General features: G+C 35.3%; 11 protein-coding genes and 1 tRNA gene. 2 read left to right on the forward strand and 10 right to left on the reverse strand.

All coding sequences use genetic code 11. The features are described 5' to 3' along the window. Nucleotides 1-271: 271 nt before the first annotated feature. Nucleotides 272-1,417 (forward strand): GGDEF domain-containing protein, encoded by a 1,146-nt coding sequence (locus E0H89_RS07985; RefSeq protein WP_131216116.1) that lies wholly within the window; start codon nt 272-274, stop codon nt 1,415-1,417. Between the two features lie 1,036 nt (nt 1,418-2,453). Here the strand turns inward: E0H89_RS07985 and E0H89_RS07990 are convergent. The 9 genes from E0H89_RS07990 to E0H89_RS08030 form a co-directional block, all read right to left on the reverse strand. Continuing rightward, nucleotides 2,454-2,750, reverse strand: coding sequence for a hypothetical protein (locus E0H89_RS07990; protein ID WP_250697850.1), 297 nt, complete (start codon nt 2,748-2,750; stop codon nt 2,454-2,456). 382 nt (nt 2,751-3,132) lie between these two features. Then, on the reverse strand, nt 3,133-3,360 hold the full coding sequence (locus tag E0H89_RS07995; RefSeq protein ID WP_131216117.1) for a hypothetical protein: 228 nt from the start codon (nt 3,358-3,360) through the stop codon (nt 3,133-3,135). Between the two features lie 1,173 nt (nt 3,361-4,533). After that, nucleotides 4,534-4,770, reverse strand: coding sequence for a hypothetical protein (locus tag E0H89_RS08000; protein ID WP_131216118.1), 237 nt, complete (start codon nt 4,768-4,770; stop codon nt 4,534-4,536). 1,231 nt (nt 4,771-6,001) lie between these two features. Continuing rightward, nucleotides 6,002-6,223: a hypothetical protein gene (locus E0H89_RS08005; RefSeq protein WP_131216119.1), complete on the reverse strand. Its 222-nt coding sequence runs from the start codon at nt 6,221-6,223 to the stop codon at nt 6,002-6,004. 528 nt (nt 6,224-6,751) lie between these two features. Further along, complete coding sequence (locus E0H89_RS08010) at nt 6,752-7,477, reverse strand: hypothetical protein (RefSeq protein ID WP_131216120.1); 726 nt, start codon at nt 7,475-7,477, stop codon at nt 6,752-6,754. 74 nt (nt 7,478-7,551) lie between these two features. Further along, complete coding sequence (locus E0H89_RS08015; protein ID WP_131216121.1) at nt 7,552-10,191, reverse strand: bifunctional aconitate hydratase 2/2-methylisocitrate dehydratase; 2,640 nt, start codon at nt 10,189-10,191, stop codon at nt 7,552-7,554. Nucleotides 10,192-10,487: 296 nt separating this feature from the next. Beyond that, nucleotides 10,488-10,757, reverse strand: a complete 270-nt coding sequence (locus E0H89_RS08020) for a hypothetical protein (RefSeq protein WP_131216122.1) — start codon at nt 10,755-10,757, stop codon at nt 10,488-10,490. 156 nt (nt 10,758-10,913) lie between these two features. Beyond that, a complete protein-coding gene (locus E0H89_RS08025; RefSeq protein ID WP_131216123.1) occupies nt 10,914-11,273 on the reverse strand; it encodes a hypothetical protein in 360 nt (119 codons plus the stop codon). A gap of 156 nt (nt 11,274-11,429) precedes the next feature. Beyond that, nucleotides 11,430-11,506 (reverse strand) — tRNA-Met (locus E0H89_RS08030). A 568-nt stretch (nt 11,507-12,074) separates the two neighbouring features. Here E0H89_RS08030 and E0H89_RS08035 point away from each other — a divergent pair. Beyond that, nucleotides 12,075-12,284, forward strand: coding sequence for a cold-shock protein (locus E0H89_RS08035; protein WP_053577989.1), 210 nt, complete (start codon nt 12,075-12,077; stop codon nt 12,282-12,284). A gap of 611 nt (nt 12,285-12,895) precedes the next feature. On the opposite strand, the gene E0H89_RS08040 is transcribed toward E0H89_RS08035, so the two are convergent. Beyond that, a complete protein-coding gene (locus E0H89_RS08040; RefSeq protein ID WP_131216124.1) occupies nt 12,896-17,410 on the reverse strand; it encodes a translocation/assembly module TamB domain-containing protein in 4,515 nt (1,504 codons plus the stop codon). Between the last annotated feature and the right edge of the window lie 4 nt (nt 17,411-17,414).

Consider the following 17,414-nt stretch of genomic DNA (forward strand, 5'->3'; position numbering starts at 1 on the left):
AATAATACCAATATTCATCAGATAAGTGTTTCATCAAGCTGTCAAAAATTTATCAAAAATAATTCAAATTTAACTAAATAATTATTTTAAAATAATATGTTACAATTACAAAACCCAAGCCTGAAGACAACTTTATTCAGACAAATTTTTTCTCCAATCCTATTTTACTTGTTAAAATAATTTAACAATTAATAGATGTTAAAGTTTTATAAAATACTTGATATTTAAGAATAATAGAACACTTAATAAACAGTACTATAAGAGGTATAAAGTGAAATCTTTTACACCTGATTTTTTAACCGCTTTTAGTATGACTGCAATGTTTGCATTTACAGTAGCCTGGGTAATGTGGGCTTTAGGTAAAAAATACTGGCAGCAAGGCTTATCTTGGGCAATAGCAAGCATACTTCTATATGGCCTTTCCTATACGGCCTATACATTGCAAATTCTTTTAGAACTGGCTCAATTTCACGTTATATCAACTCTTCTCATTAATGCGGCTATAGCAACATTTACAATAGGCTTGTACCGTTTCAACCAAAATACAGAATGGAAAAGAGATCTAACTATTCTAATTTTACCGCTGGGAATTTCTATATTTTTAGTTATTGTTTATCTTCCCGCATCTCTCATGCAATTTAACATCTTACAAAGTGGAATTACTATTCTACAGAATCTCTATATCCTTATTCTTTTATTGCATATGCGTTCTAAAATACAAGGTAGCGGATGGGTATTAATAATTTGTGCGGTGATTATTCAACTAATAACTACGTCTTCATTAATCTTTACTCAAACCACCAATAACCTAGAACTACCCCTACAAGCCTCAACTTGGGATATTCTTGCAATATGGACTGTTTGCTTAATGCTTTTTTTCAAAATGATGGCCTTGTCTTCTGGATTTTTGGTCATGCTTAGGGATCGGGACGTTGCATTGGAACAAGGAAAAGCACGTCTTGATCATTTAACTCAGCTACCCAACCGAGCTACGTTGGTTCGAGAGTTAGAAAAAATTGTGCAAAAATCTGCACAACAAGGTTCTATATTAAGTGTAATGGTAATTGATATTGATCATTTTAAAAAAATTAATGATGCATATGGTCATTTACAAGGTGATCAAGTTATTCAACATATAGCTAAAATATTAAAATTAAATTGTCGCTCCACTGATATAGCTGCGCGCTATGGGGGAGAAGAGTTTGTATTTATTTTACCTAATACCCCGTTGGCAAGTGCTGAAATTGTCGCAAACCGTATACGAAAAGCAGTAAATGAAACATCATTGATTTTATCTAACAATAGTGAATTAAAAGTAACGATTAGCGTAGGGGTACATTCCAGTATTCCTAAAATAGATTCAAAGTGGGAGCCATTAGTTGATGCAGCAGATACTGCCATGTATGTATATAGCTAAAAAAAATGGTCGTAATCGTGTGGCTTTATCTATCAACTCTACTGTTTGAAATACTAAATCCTACTACTTAATATCTCCTAGAGATAAAAAGGATTTATTTTTCGCTGCAAATAATTGGAAATATTATAAAATTTTTAGAATAAGTTAGTATTGGATGTGGTAGTAAAAATGCTGATATATATTTAAAATTAGATTTATAAAAAAGGAAATATATTCTCGTGATTTAAAAAAACCCCTATACTGAAGATAGTATTAGGTTTCATATGCTTAAGTTCTCTCTCCTTCATACCCTCTCCGCCAACATCCCCTAATGATAACCACTATATCAAATACAAAGAAGCTATAATCTTCTCCTGGATTTGTAGCAATAATTGTACGAGTAATAGTTCCAGATTTGACTCCCCATTTGACATCAGTAGTGACTTCGTTAAAAACAACCACACCAAATACCGAATCCAAAATGCATTTCTGCGGTAATTGCTACATCTCTTGGTCCTTTAAATTAAATATCAGATAAATTACGAAGGTCAAAATTAATCATTTTCACTTACTTTAACTGCACCAATGGTCGATTCTGTAATTTTCAGTGTTTTACTACTTAGCACTATTGTAAGATTTTCTTTAGTTACTTGCTCCAATATGCCGTTGATTACTCGACCAATCTTCATATACATTACCGCATCTTTAGTATCCGACTCAGTTTACTTATAGGGATTTGTAATTAAAACGCTGAGATGTTACTAATCAGTGCAAAAACTTGATTATTAAAAATTTTTTCTAAAGTAGCTACCTTGAAGTGAAATTAAATCGTGTTTATTAAACATCCTGCTTGTACCTCTTTTTCTACTTTTAATTTTTACTGTAGTTTTCTGTGATGGCTTTACTTCATCAATCGTGCCGCGCTGCAATAAGTCTTCAATTTGAAAATCTCTTAAATCTCTCTTTATTTAGATCTATCAATTCTCATGCTCCATAAAAAACTACCTTTCGGGGGTAAGAGATAGCTATAAAAAACCCACAACGGTGAGTAAATAGATTAATTAATCTTGATAGGTATCAGTTTAAGCTTCCAATCATCCTCAAATCTTTTATTTAGAAAGCTTGCAATTTGATTTTCTCGGTTCTTAAACTCAGAACATGTCAAAACTATTGCATTCCTGCCACTCGATAATCCATATCTTGTAAAACCCTCCAGGGCTCTTCTCATTGAAGTATTATTTGATAACAGAAGTTTGGCTTTTCCTTCTTTTATTAATCTTTTTCGGCCTCTTACTTTAGGGCACTTATTAGCAGGTATCTCTACCTCAATTGCAAAGCAATCCATTTTAATCATAACTATCTCATTAAATCGAATGAACTTTATAGCTTGCTTCTTTACCTATTCCAATGATTTAATATTCCCTTAGTTGTATAGAATATGTAGCGTAAACAGGATCTTGAACAATACTGATCACTTTAAAAAAATATTTAGATGAAAATCAAAGTACCAACATTTAGTGGATTAAAATTTCTTTTCATATTTGATTGTAAATATACTCAAGTACCTGTTCAAAATCTTGTTCAACTTCTAAGATTTTTTTTTGCTTGAGCTAATGGCTTGATCCTTGATTTGTTTTTGACAAGCTTCTGACCAGCCAAGGCTTTATAATGGTGAATATTCCTAAATTAAACCTATTAAAAAAACCACCCGAAGGTGGTTTTAACAATAATTTTAATCAAATTGAATATATTTTTTTATTCTTGGGGTGAATAAAACAATTATCTAAAGATAGTCTTATAACTTGCCCATCAACAATAATTTGATTAGAGGGTCGATATATATCTCCACTAATAGTTGAATTGAAATTCCTTCCAGATTTGGGCTCATAAATCCTTGTTACAACCACTTCATCACCTTCATTATTTAAGGCGGCAATTTCTTCAAGTCTATGTTTGTAATACATACACACCTCTATTCTTCAATGATAAAAATAGTAAATCATAGCCAGATGTACATCTTGTTAAATAAATCACAATAAGAATTTAAATTCATTTTTTAGCTTGTACTGTGTTTCTCACAGAACTCCTAATAAGGAAAAGAAAGCCCCTGCCAAATTAGTGATCTGAATGGGGAGTTATGGGCTATGGTATATTTGGCGATTATTTAATTAATCTAAAAATGTAAGTTTTTGCTTAATTAAAATTAAATAAACTTGATATATTGTTAACACTATTAATACTTAATTGTGACAAAAACTATGAGATATAAGATTTATTATGTGATTTTTATTTTTTTCTTAGCTATAAGTACTTTAAACATTGCGGTAGCAATATATTTAAAAGACATGTTTTTTTTCACAGTTGCAGTATTATTTATCATGGCAGCGTTCTTATTTTTATTAGAAATGAAAAAAATTAACAAAAATCCTTTTCTTGATTAATCCTAAATATTTTTTGTTTTGTATAAATATAATTTTATAAGACTTATTTAAATTCTTTCAAAAAGCTCGACACACTTTGATTTCTTTACCATCAATCGTGTAATCAATTTCAGTTTCACCATGAAGGCAGATCACTACAAGAAAAGAAAAACCCCGACAAATTAATGACGGGGTTTACGTGTCGTAATACGTTCGACAAGGAGGATAATATAAATATATTTTAATAAAAAAACCTATCTAACTCTCCCAAATTAAATAGGCTTAATTTACGCTGAAACTTTAGATTTTTTGTAGTTACGTCTTTATTTTCATTAAATATAGAATTAAATTGTTTCAACATTATGAAAATAAAAAATATTATGAGTATTCAAATTAATCTTATATTTTCTTAAATGTTTATTACTTAACTTTTTTCGACTAATCTTGGTACACTTTAATCTCTTTATCATCAACCGTGTAATCAATTTCTGTTGCACCATCAAAACCAAATAAACACATTAGTAATTGAAGCATATGTTTCTCCTTAATTTTAAGCAAAAAAAGGCCTGAGTCTTGGGGAAGGCACAGGCTGAAACTAGGAATTGCTATTACTAGAGAATGCATACTATTTTACTAGGCTTATTTTGAAAGTCATTTGCAATAGGTTCCAACAATAGCCTGATTATTTGACCAGGCTTTTGTTACTATCTAAACTTGTTAAACTGAACACTTTACTTCAAGCTGACAGTCATCTTGAGTAACTTTAATTTTAATATTGTTATATGTACGCTTATTTGGATCCATTGCCGAGCCTACTACCTTTTCAAAGAATCTGCGATCCTTCATCAATTCAGCATAAACCTTATATCCTATTAATATTTTTTCAGGTTTTTTATTGTTTGCTGTTATTTCACTAAAAATAGTATTTAACTTATTAATATCATTTATGGGCATAAAAAAGAGTTCATATAAATAAATGATCTATTATCCTTTATTTATATGAACAATCAATGTCAAAAAAGTCCAGCTTTTACCCTCAATATGGTTTTTCAATTAATGGTAGAGGATATCGATTTGAGTTACCACCTAAGTGAAGTTGCACAGCGCTCTCAGCAAATTAGAATGTTTGACCAAAGAAGGTAGAATCAATAAAAATAAGATACTCCCCACCCTATTGGATATTCAAAATGTATTGGTGATTGCGCCCGAAAACAATTAGGTTTAGATGACTTTAAAAAAAATGCAAATACTTTAGATAAAGCCAGTATCTGTTATTTCATGTATCACACAGCCACGTTTTAGGGAAATACAGTGCAGTGAGTATTGCTGAAGATTTAGCAAATGAAGGCAATGGGCTAAAGAATTTAATCTACCACCTGATCTCATTGATTATTCATGGTGGAAGTGCGACGAATGACTATGATCTAGCTACCCTACTATACAAACATTCAGTTCCGATCTTGGTGAGTTTTGGCACCAAAAAAACTAACCCATTTTAATTTGGCAGCTCAAGTAAGTTGATTAGTGGGATTCATAATTTGATCGTTGAAGGCATTTAGTAGGAAGTACAAAATTGCTTATAGAGGTTATAGCTCTTATCTCAACCAGATCGCGCTGTAGCAAAACCAGAATGAATAATACATGCGAGTGATTAAAATTTGCTCATAGCAAAATCCATGAAGAAAACAAATTAATATTAAACCAAATTGAATTAAAGTGCTTTACCTTTTTCTTTTAGTTTGGAGAGATCTGTGCCTAAGCCGGCTAATGTAAAAAACATGAATCTGAAAATAGATTTAATTCATACCTAAAAGTCGCATTAATATTAGAATATATATAAAACAAAGGTTATTAAGACTAAAACTAAACCGCGATTACAGAGGTTTAGGTAGATTATAGTTTTAAAGAAGTTAATTTTACTGATTAAATGACGCCCGATATATAAGAAAATAACTGCAATTACCAATATATTAAAGGAGTTATTTAAATTCATAGATTTCTACCCATCTTCGCTTCATTTTTATCCAGCTTTAAAGGAATATGGATAAAAGTTTAGCTAGAAAAATGTAAGAAACACATGATGAATTTTATGTATGGGTATAACATTAACATCACTTAGTTTACAGGGCTCAAATCATTTTTTAAGATCTGAGCATTCGTTTAAAATTATTTACTCAATGAAAGATTAGTTGGTTTGGATGTCATACACCCAGTTTCTGGCTCGTTGATCTGTCGTGGTTTCACACACATAATAGTCATGACCCCAAGAATCTGGATGGAAAATTTCACGTTTGTGATAAGTCACATTTTTAGACTTTTCGACACAGACAAAGCTGTCGCCTTGGTCTTTGACTTGGGTTCCGTTGAGGAATCCGCCAATACAGAGGAATCGGGATTGTTTAGCCATTTTTTCCACATCAACTTTTTAAATCATTTAACAATGCGTGGATTAAACGATGAATTACTGAAACTGTAAAGCATGGAAAATGATGATCTTTAAACTTATTAAAGCACATAATAAATATTTGTCATAACCGTGTGACCTTTACTTTATGCACTTTAAAGTATATGAATAAAAATTTTTAGAGGGTTAAACCATCATGAATATTAAGCTTGATTTATAGATCTTTTGCCAAATAATGGCTTCAAAACCTAAATTAATAATTCTGCCAGTTGTTTAGCAATACGTTTTTTAATAGTATCGCTTCCATACAGACATAGTTTTTTTTGCTTTTTAGCATTCTAGATGCCCCATTCACGCGGAATATATTAGTATTTAGGGGCAAAGTTCTGATGATTCTTATTTAAGGATTCCCTAATATTCAACAAGTGTATATGAGCTATCAATCAGACAAGTGATTTTTAGCCTGATTAATTAGAATTTTGAGTATTCGGATTATTTGCTTGTGAAGTACAAAAAAATATCAATTTTTATTTATATGCATGGAAGCAATTCAATTAATTTTTTTCTTGCAGAAATAGCAAGATTTTTTCCTCTGATAGTAGAAGGATGTTGAATTTTGTAACATACATATTTCTCATCATAAATAAATCTATATAGTTGATTTTTATTTATATTTTCACTAATCCAATTTTGTCCTTGTGAATAAAGCTTTGGATCAAACATTTCTCTACGATAAATTGTATTTTGACTACCGTTTGCAAAAACAATGATTTCTGGTTCAAAATAATTAAGTTGAGCATTTAATAATTTGAATGAAATAGCTTTAATTTGATCAAAGTATTTTGTTTTTATTGGGCTTTTTTCATTCCAAGCAAAACAAAATAAATTACTGTAGATCAAGCCATTGCAACCACACTTATCAGCAACTGCTCTTGTAAAATCATGGAAAGTAATTTTCCGAGTTCTGGGTTCATGCATCATTTTCTGAAAAAAATATTTATTTTTTTCAATTGAGCTTAGCAGATAATGCTCTAAACTATATTGTTGAGTTAACTTTATATTCCATCCTCTTGTTTCTGCACCAATAATCATAATTTTATTTTTTGCTATCCAATAATTATCAGGTTCACTTGCCAAAAACAAGCCAGACAAACCCTCATCTTTCTTATTATTTTTATGAGCTGTGTTAAAAAAAGATTCATCTAGTTCAGATAAAATATTTAAATACTCCTGCTTTAAAATATCAAAATTTTTCATTCTAATTCTCAAAAAAATAAGGGCTGATTAATCAACCCCTATCTTATAATAATTATTACTTAATTAACAATGAATTAAGTCAATTGAGCAGCAGCAATTTTCTTGGTATCTACATTCGCAGCAGCGTCTGTGTACTCGCCCATCTTGTCGAAGCTTAAGTATTGATAGATGTCAGCTGACATGCTGTCAATTTGAGCTGCATACTGTTGGTATTCTTCTGGAGTTGGTAATTTACCAAGTACAGCAGCAACAGAAGCAAGTTCAGCAGAAGCTAAGTAAACGTTCGCGCCTTGACCTAGACGGTTCGGGAAGTTACGAGTAGAAGTCGATACACAAGTCGTGTTCGGAGCTACACGCGCCTGGTTACCCATACATAATGAACAACCTGGCATTTCAGTACGCGCGCCAGCTTTACCATAAATGTTATAGAAACCTTCTTCCATCAACTGATGTTCGTCCATACGCGTAGGTGGAGCAATCCACAAACGAGTTGAAAGTACGCCACCAGGAACTTTCTCAAGTAACTTACCAGTTGCGCGGAAGTGCCCGATGTTCGTCATACATGAACCAACGAATACTTCGTCAATTTTCACGCCTTGAACGTCAGAAAGAAGTTTCGCATCATCTGGATCGTTCGGACAGCAAAGAACAGGTTCTTTAATGTCAGCAAGATCGATTTCATATACTTTAGTGTATTCAGCATCAGCATCAGCTTTAAGAAGTGATGGATTCGCCAACCATTTTTCCATATTCTCAACACGACGAGCCATAGTACGCGCATCGCCATAACCTTCAGAAATCATCCACTTCAACATAGTGATGTTTGAACGAAGGTATTCAGCAACTTTCTCTTCAGAAAGCGTGATAGAACAACCAGCAGCTGAACGTTCAGCAGAAGCATCAGAAAGTTCGAACGCTTGCTCAACAGTTAAGTCAGTTTCCATTTCTGTTAAGTCGATCTCTAGAATACGACCAGAGAAGATATTTTTCTTACCTTTCTTCTCTACAGTTAAGTCACCCGCTTGGATTGCGTAGTAAGGAATTGCATGTACTAGGTCACGTAGCGTGATACCAGGCTGCATTTTACCTTTGAACTTCACAAGAACAGATTCAGGCATGTCTAATGGCATAACACCAGTCGCAGCAGCAAACGCTACCAGACCAGAACCCGCCGGGAATGAGATACCAATTGGGAAACGAGTATGCGAGTCACCACCAGTACCAACAGTATCTGGAAGAAGCATACGGTTTAGCCAAGAGTGAATAATACCATCACCTGGGCGTAAAGACACACCACCACGGTTCATGATGAAATCAGGAAGCGAGTGTTGCATTTGAACGTCAACTGGTTTTGGATACGCAGCTGTATGACAGAAAGATTGCATAACAAGGTCAGCAGAGAAACCTAGGCAAGCCAAGTCTTTCAATTCGTCACGAGTCATTGGACCAGTTGTATCTTGCGAACCAACAGTGGTCATCTTAGGTTCACAGTAAGTACCTGGAAGTACACCTTGACCTTCAGGAAGACCACAAGCGCGACCAACCATTTTCTGTGCTTGAGTGAAACCTTTGCCAGTTGCAGCAGGTTGAACCGGAACACGGAACAAGGTAGATACTGGGAGACCTAAAGCTTCACGAGCCTTAGTCGTCAAACCACGACCAACGATCAGGTTAATACGACCACCAGCACGAGCTTCGTCTAGAAGTACAGGTGTTTTAAGTTCAGCTTCAGCAATTACCGCACCGTCTTTAGACGCAGTAACTTTCGCAGCAGCATGATCAATTTTAAGAACGATTTCATCGCCCATGTTCATGTTGGCAACGTCGATCTCGATCGGCAACGCACCAGCGTCTTCCATCGTGTTGAAGAAAATTGGAGCGATTTTAGAACCTAGGCAGTAACCACCGTCTTTTTTGTTCGGGATGTGCGGGATATCATCACCAAAGAACCAAAGTACAGAGTTAGTTGCAGATTTACGAGATGACCCCGTACCAACAACGTCACCTACGTAAGCAACTTGGTTGCCTTTCGCGATAAGTTCTTTGATTTGGTTAAGTGGACCCACTTCACCAGGAATTTCTGGGTTGATCCCGTCACGTTCGTTTTTCAACATCGCATTTGCATGTAATGGGATGTCTGGACGGCTCCAAGCATCTTGAGCTGGAGACAAGTCATCTGTATTTGTTTCGCCAGTTACTTTGAAAACTGTCAATTTAATTTCAGATGGAACGTCTGGACGAGTCGTAAACCATTCAGCATCAGCCCAAGACTGCATAACAGCTTGAGCGTTTGCGTTACCCGCTTTTGCTTTATCAGCAACGTCATGGAACGCATCAAATACAAGAAGCGTTTTTTTCAATGCTTCAGCAGCTAATTCAGCAAGCTCAGCATCGTCAAGTAATGCAACTAAAGGTGCAACGTTATAACCACCAAGCATAGTACCTAGTAAGTAAACCGCACGTTCTTTAGAAATAAGTGGAGAAGTCGCTTCACCTTTTGCTAAAGCAGCCAAGAAAGCAGCTTTAACATAAGCAGCTTGGTCAACACCTGCAGGAACACGGTTTTCTAGCAAATCAACTAAAAATGCTTCTTCACCAGCTGGTGGATTTTTTAACAGTTCTACCAAGTCAGCTGTTTGAGCATCATCAAGTGGCTTCGGTGGGACTCCGAGTGCGGCACGTTCTTCAACGTGTTGGCGGTAAGCTTCTAGCACGGTGTTATTCCTCTTTTTTAAAAAATTACCTGTGAATTCCAGCTTCTATAAAGCTTCACAAATAATATGGACTGCCAAATTTTACTAAAATTCCAGTTAAAAGTTAATGCAACTAGAGTGTTTCTTTATGATGTCCATTATTTAGTATCTAAATGATGCCCATATTGATCACTCAATGATCAAGCCCACCCCAATGTACAGCTTTAATCAGGATGATAATTAACTTTTGACTGAAACTCATACATAAAAAAGGCAACCTAATGTTGCCCTCTTCTTAAAAAGAAAAATATTCAACCTTAGTGGACTGTCGTTGCATTCATGTATTTACGTAAATCTTCGCGACAACCTTCAAATTTAACCTGAATTTCATCTTCATGCAGCATAGCATGCTCTGCGCTGGCAAATGAAATATGAACCTGATAAAGCTTCGTTTCTTGATCAATTATGTGTCGAAGATAGACTTTATCGCCCAAACTGAGTACGTAGTGACTGCCACCCATCACGATAACACCCTGTTCATCTTCTAAGAGCAAGTCTGCATTATGTAAATAACCCACGACATCCATATAGCGCTCCTTAGTTTTTTTGTAGTTATTTTTATTATTCACTATTTGTATAAGCTTTTCTATATTTATGATTTACTCAAATGTCACAATTTATACCGGCTATACTTAGGCTATTTTAAAGCCTTAAGATAACGATAAATATAAAAAAACCGTTCTTTAGAACGGTTTGTAGTCTGGCATTTTATCGTGCGGAGTCGCGATACATTTTTCTGTAATTTTTTGCTTGAACTGATTACGACTTGCTTCGGGATCTGCAGTAATCTCAGCTAATGGAAATGCATAGACTTGTTCAACAATATCCAAGATGAACGTTTTTGTCGTTTCATCTTCAATTTTATTGGCATGTTCTAACGCCGCTGCTTTATCAATAGCATTCTGACGGTCATACATAATCGTGTTTGCAGCATTTCCCACACTTTTACAATAACCCATCCACTGCTCTTCGGCGGTTAGCGGTTTTTTTTCAGCACAACCTACTAAAGCAACCAATACTACTAAAGTGAATAACTTATTCATGAACCTTCTCCTATTCCCACCATCATAATCAAAGTTAAGGAAAATATGAAATAACTCATCCTTTATACAAGGAAAAACCAAGCTTTAAACTTAAACGAAAAGCATAAAAAAAGCCTAATCTGTGTAGATTAGGCTATAAACTGTGTATTCTTTCGTTGGTAGCGGGAGCTGGATTTGAACCAACGACCTTCGGGTTATGAGCCCGACGAGCTACCAGACTGCTCCATCCCGCATCAACGAGTTAGCTTTATACGCCCTAAATCATAACAAAGCAAACTTTATTCAATTTCAATTAAAAAATAACGTTTTTGAGCATTCATAATCCTAACTAAATTCTGAATACAAAATCACTGGGTGAATAATAAAAATATAATCAAAGCTGGTTAAAGTCAGTCACTCAGTATTTTTGAATGCATCAAATAACCAATCAAAAATAAGTCACGTCATATTTTTAAATAAAAAGCAGTTTAAAACTATGGAATAGAATCTAAGCATTCTTTCAACTCAAAAAAAACCAAGCAGAATCAAAAGATAAATTATTGATTTACTAAATATAATTATTTGCTTACACATACCAGCCATAAAAACCATCAATAGATAAAGATTTACTTGCATATTCTTAAATACACCTGTATTCTTTATCTTAACTAGAAAAATAGTTTTGTTCTGGTAAATCTTTTTGTATTTCGCAGTTTTAGTCATAATCCTTCGTTTTTCAGATTTAAAGTTCCATTCTTATTTTCAAGTTAACACCGGGTTTTTAAATAAACCAAAAATATTAAAGTTTTATAGGATTGTATTATGTCTAATACTGTTAAAGGTACTGTTAAGTGGTTCAACGAAACTAAAGGTTTCGGTTTTATTCAACAAGAAAACGGTCCTGACGTTTTTGCTCATTTCAGCGAAATCGCTAACTCTGGTTTCAAAACTTTGGCTGAAGGCCAACAAGTTGAATTCAGCATCACTCAAGGTCAAAAAGGCCCGAATGCTGTAAACATCGTAGCACTATAATTCTAAAATTATTCTTACTTTAGTAAGATAGTTTAAGAGTAAAAAGCGAGAGTCCACTCTCGCTTTTTCACATCTGAGCTTTATAAAAATATTTTTTCTATAATAAATAAGAACTTTATTATCAAATGTCTCCTTTTGAATTTTTAACTCCCCTTATTCCAATTTTTATATTTAAATCCTACGCTAGTATTTAATTTACAAAAACAGTATATTTAATCATCAACTAGGGTATATGTTTAATTTACCTTTTATACCCCTCGTCAACTACCTCAATGTTATTAAATATGGATTAGTAGCGAACGTATATGCTGTTTAATTTTACTCATATGTTTTTATTAACTGGGTTGGTCAGTGTCGCAGCAGAGATCTATTTAGGTGACAATTTTTATACGCAGAATTTTAATGATTCTAGCTACTACTCTTATTTTTCTAGAATCTAAAAAATTAGATAATGAAATATTTTTATAATTCTTAATACTTAATACTTAATACTTAATACTTAATACTTAATACTTAGATAAATGAAAAGCTGCTCAGCCGTATAGATAAACAACTTTTCAAATCTATTAACAACAAATAAAAGTAATTAAAAAACTATATTTTTTAAAAACTTAGAATCTCCAATTATAGAATACGTCTATTGCTCGTTCTAAGGATTGGCTCGCTTCTAAATACAATCGCTTGTTCATTTGATAACGTAAGGTCAACTTATTCACGGGTGTAAATACACCTACACCATAACGAATAAACAAATCTGGCGTAATATAACCCGTCACACTGACTTGAGTATCATCACCCGTTCCTTGGGCATCAAGTGCTAAACCACTCAAGCCAAAAGTACGACCAATTTGATTGGTTAAGGCACGTGTACCCCCCAAGCCCATACTAATTCCTGCGGCAGCAATAGTATTGTTTACATCTGACTTAAAGCCTTCTGACTGACTAATACCGCTGGTACCCTCATTAATACGACCAGTAATAATGGCATTTAAAGCTTCTTGTTCAGATAAACCCGCATCGTTATAGACCTGAATATTTGGGCTAGTAGCTGTTCCCGTAACCCGCACCCCTACAATACTTCCTTGTACACTTTTATTGGCATCAACGTCTAAGGTTGGGTTATATAAAGGTCCATTAAAACGGGCAATCGCACGATTCAAATCCAGACTTTGCCCATAGGCTTCAATTTTTACCTTTTGACTAACACCAATTGCACCATTGGCACGCATTGCTGTTTCAAGTCCGCGTTGTGATAAGTATAAACGTCCGAGTAGTGGAATACGGCTATCAAAACCTTGGAAAATCACTTGATTGCCTAGATTCACCATCACATCCGCACGAATATCCCATGGTCGAGCTGCTCTCAATATCGCAAGCTGATCTTGTCCTTCATGAACAATACGTACATCTGATGAAACATTGACTACTGGAGCCGAAGCTTCAGGCATTGAAATTAAGGCACGTGGTACTTCAACCTTGCCATTTAAGCTTAACTTTTTCTTGAATGGCAAAACATCTAAAGTTAAATCTGGAGTGACTACTGCCGTAATTAACGGTGCTTGGCGAATCAGCAGATTTTCACCTTTTAAATGCAATTGAATACGCGGATCATTTTTCCAGTCTATATTACCCGTTAATGCCCCTACACCTTGACCACTATTAAATGCGCCGTTAATGCTGGCATGATCTTGTCGAATAGATGAATACACCTGAATATTGTTTAAATTCACCGGCAATGAAATCATACTGATAGCACCATCTTTCAGGCGCATTTCACCATTAAATAAAGGTTGAGTCAGTGTTCCTGCGATTTTCCCTGCAAAAGACAAGGTTCCAGCGAGTGACCTAATATCTTGAATAAAGGGTTTAAAGACTTTGAGTTGTACCTGATCGAAAGCCACTTCACCGCGCATTGGTTTATCAGCTTTATAAGGATCAATAATCACATTGGCATAACCGGTACCAATTTCCGGAGTTTTAACATCTAAACGAACCTGTAGACCTTCAGATACGCTTTTCGCAATTAAGCCAATTTCGTTGTAACTTAATGTTGAACCAATATCTTGTGGGTCTTCAGCTGCCAATCCAATCACACCATTGCGTGTTACCAGTCTTGCATCTATTTTTGGTTTGGCACCTTGTGCCCATGCTGCTTTTGCATAGCCATTCACTTTACCGGTAATTGCCAAACCTTCTGGCATAAATGCAGCAAAATCATTTAAATCGACATTTTGGGTAACAAAGGACATATTACCCTTGGTTTTACTGACACGAATCGGCTGATCGAAACATAACTGGCTCTGCTGACTTGACCAACAATGCGCACCGACAAACAACTCTGATTTAGCTGAACTGTAAATGACCGAGGCATTTTGACGTTGTACTAATCGAGCACGCAAAGAGTCAAAATCACCTTTCTGAATCTGCCCCAGCCAATCATTCTGTGCATTAAAACCACCCGCCAATTGCACATAAAATTTGGAAATTCGGTTTTCTGCCTGAACTTTCAAGATGTGGGCTTTACGAGTGCCTGCCAGTGAAATTTCACCTTTTTGAATCTCAAGCGAACCATTACGTAAACTTTCCATTTTTGCCGTCATGAGCGTTGGAGTAAGTTCGGAGGTTGGCAATTCACCCTGTACACGTAATTTTTTAACACTGAATAAATTATTAAAACCAAAATCATCTACTGCCAGATTTGCAGTGGCTCGTAAACGTGGTTGAGATTGCACATTTAAATAGCCATAAGCACGGCCACGAAGCCCACTATAAATTTCATATAAAGCAGGTGCATTAATTTTTAATCTTAAGTTTTGTGCATTACCAGTCGCTTGTATCTGGTTTTTTGCATAGGACAGATACAAATTATTGGCTTCAAACTGTTTGGGCAAGAAGCCTTTTTGATTCGAATCAATCACCATTGCCAAATTCCCTGTTCCACGAACAGGTTTATTATTAATGATACCGGCCAAATTTAATTTTTCGATATTAATGCGTTTTAGGGTATCCGACCAAACTCCTTCAGTTTTCACATTACCAGATAGCTCACCACGTACAGAGGAAACAAAATAATGCGGTTTAAATCGAACCAGAGACGCATTTACATTCCAGCCAATGCCATTTTTAAGATTGACTAAACCGCTGGCAAAAATTTTACCTGCAATCCCTGAATGCTGTAATTCAGCAATTTTAATCAATTCAGGTGTACCTGAAACTTTAAACTTGAGTAAGCCTTCACTTGCCTGAATATGACTTGCATTCAGCGCACCATCATAATTCACAGCAAAACTTTTAAATGTGCCACCTGATTTTTGATCGTTGAATAAAATGGCTGCAGTGCTACGTCCAGTTAAACGAACGGTTTCATTGTTATTTTGCTGTGCCAGACGACCGGTCAAGTTAATTGCATTTAAATGAATAATCTGCTGATTGGGTTTAGCAAACCCATCAGCTTTAACTTGGCCATTTAATAAGTTAACCGGTGCAGCATCAACCACGGTTTGCGGATTAAAATCTTTGGCGTTAACAATGGCATTCCATTTTAATTGACGTTTTTCAGTCGGCAACTCAACTTTTGCACTTCCGTTCAAGCTCCCTTTACCTGCCACGTAGCTAAAGCTTGGTACATTCAGATTATTATTTTTAAGATTGAGCTGTGCCTTATATAAACCTTCAGGCAACATGCCCTTGTCATGTTTAGTTACAGCAGTTGCAACATGAATATCCTGTTTGCCTTCTACCAATGCCAGTTGAACATCGCCTGATTTACTGCTCAACCAACCTACATAGGGTACGGCACGGTCAATATTTTTCCAAGCAACATTAAGTAGCATAGGATTTGGCTTTTTACCTTTTTGCTCATCTTGATCGAGCTTTAGGTTCCATGTTTCATAACGATCAAAATCAACCAATGCGCTCAAATGCATACCTTTGTCTAAACTGCCTTTAGAAGCGATTTTGGCATCCAGACTTGGCGGTAAAAAATCTTGAATCACCAGAGGAATCAGTTTGTCTTTTGGATTAATTTTGTCCAGACGACCCGTCATATCCCAAGTGACTTGGTCTTTCCAGCTCACCACACCTGCGACATTTACGGCGCCATTCATGAGCTGGCCATTTAAATTACTAATATCAAGTTGATGGACTAAGTCGGTATGCATGCTACCGTTATATTGACCTTGTGGAATATTTTTGCCACTTAAGTCCGTCGCAACATCGATATTTAAACGCTCGATATCACCATTAAATTTCGCTACACCATCTTTAGTAAACAGCTTCTGTTCAGTCATCAATGGCCAGTGATATTGTTTAAACTGCAACTCCCCAAACATCGGCACATGTTTACGTACCGGATGGACTACGGCCCAACCGGTTAATAAATCCGGTGTATTGGTTGCTACACCCGCTTGAATAGTATCTAAGGTGCCTCTGGCAACGACTTTAATATCATGAATATTCAGGCTTTTATTCAGGGATGGTATATTTACATCAGCGACAGCATGTAAAGGATATTTACCTTCAAATTTCATATCTCCAGTCGCATTTTTTACTGACAGATACCCCATATCCATGCGGGAATCTTCAAACTTGAGTTCTGTACCGGACCAAAGTGCCTTATTTAAATGAATATCATTAAATTTAACGCTGCTCGTTGAGGTTTTAATCATTAAATGATCAATATCAGCGGTATCTAAGCGTAAAACAAAGGGCAAACGGATTACACTAAATTTAAAGGCTTCATCACTTGCCGGATTCTTGCTGATAATTTGCAGATTACGTACATCAGCACGATTTAGATGAATTTCTTTGTTTAAGATGGCACGCCAGCCCAACGTCACATCGGCACGATCAATTTTAACATCTACAGGTTTTAAGGTAACTAGGATATTTTTTAGAATAATGCCGTGTAAAAGATTACCGCTTTCATATTCATAATCAATAATTTTTTGGCTCTGTAAAACCCGGTCCAATAAGAATTTACTGCCTTTATCGGTAGTAAACATCACAGCAAAGGAAGCAATAAGTAGAACCAGCACTATAAGGAGTGTGACTAACACACTCCTCAAAATACGACGTTTTTTTGGCCGTGGTGTTTCTGTCTCTGGTTGCTGTTCTACTTCAGCCATAATG

The organism is Acinetobacter sp. ANC 3781, assembly GCF_004331285.1.
Taxonomy (GTDB): Bacteria; Pseudomonadota; Gammaproteobacteria; order Pseudomonadales; family Moraxellaceae; genus Acinetobacter.

Excerpts from the sequence above, each read along its gene's own strand:
- E0H89_RS07990 (WP_250697850.1), bottom strand. The coding sequence starts at position 2,750 with ATGATTAAAATGGATTGCTTTGCAATTGAGGTAGAGATACCTGCTAAT.
- E0H89_RS07995 (WP_131216117.1), bottom strand. The coding sequence starts at position 3,360 with ATGTATTACAAACATAGACTTGAAGAAATTGCCGCCTTAAATAATGAA.
- E0H89_RS08000 (WP_131216118.1), bottom strand. The coding sequence starts at position 4,770 with ATGCCCATAAATGATATTAATAAGTTAAATACTATTTTTAGTGAAATA.
- E0H89_RS08005 (WP_131216119.1), bottom strand. The coding sequence starts at position 6,223 with ATGGCTAAACAATCCCGATTCCTCTGTATTGGCGGATTCCTCAACGGA.
- E0H89_RS08010 (WP_131216120.1), bottom strand. The coding sequence starts at position 7,477 with ATGAAAAATTTTGATATTTTAAAGCAGGAGTATTTAAATATTTTATCT.
- E0H89_RS08020 (WP_131216122.1), bottom strand. The coding sequence starts at position 10,757 with ATGGATGTCGTGGGTTATTTACATAATGCAGACTTGCTCTTAGAAGAT.
- E0H89_RS08025 (WP_131216123.1), bottom strand. The coding sequence starts at position 11,273 with ATGAATAAGTTATTCACTTTAGTAGTATTGGTTGCTTTAGTAGGTTGT.
- E0H89_RS08035 (WP_053577989.1), top strand. The coding sequence starts at position 12,075 with ATGTCTAATACTGTTAAAGGTACTGTTAAGTGGTTCAACGAAACTAAA.
- E0H89_RS08040 (WP_131216124.1), bottom strand. The coding sequence starts at position 17,410 with ATGGCTGAAGTAGAACAGCAACCAGAGACAGAAACACCACGGCCAAAA.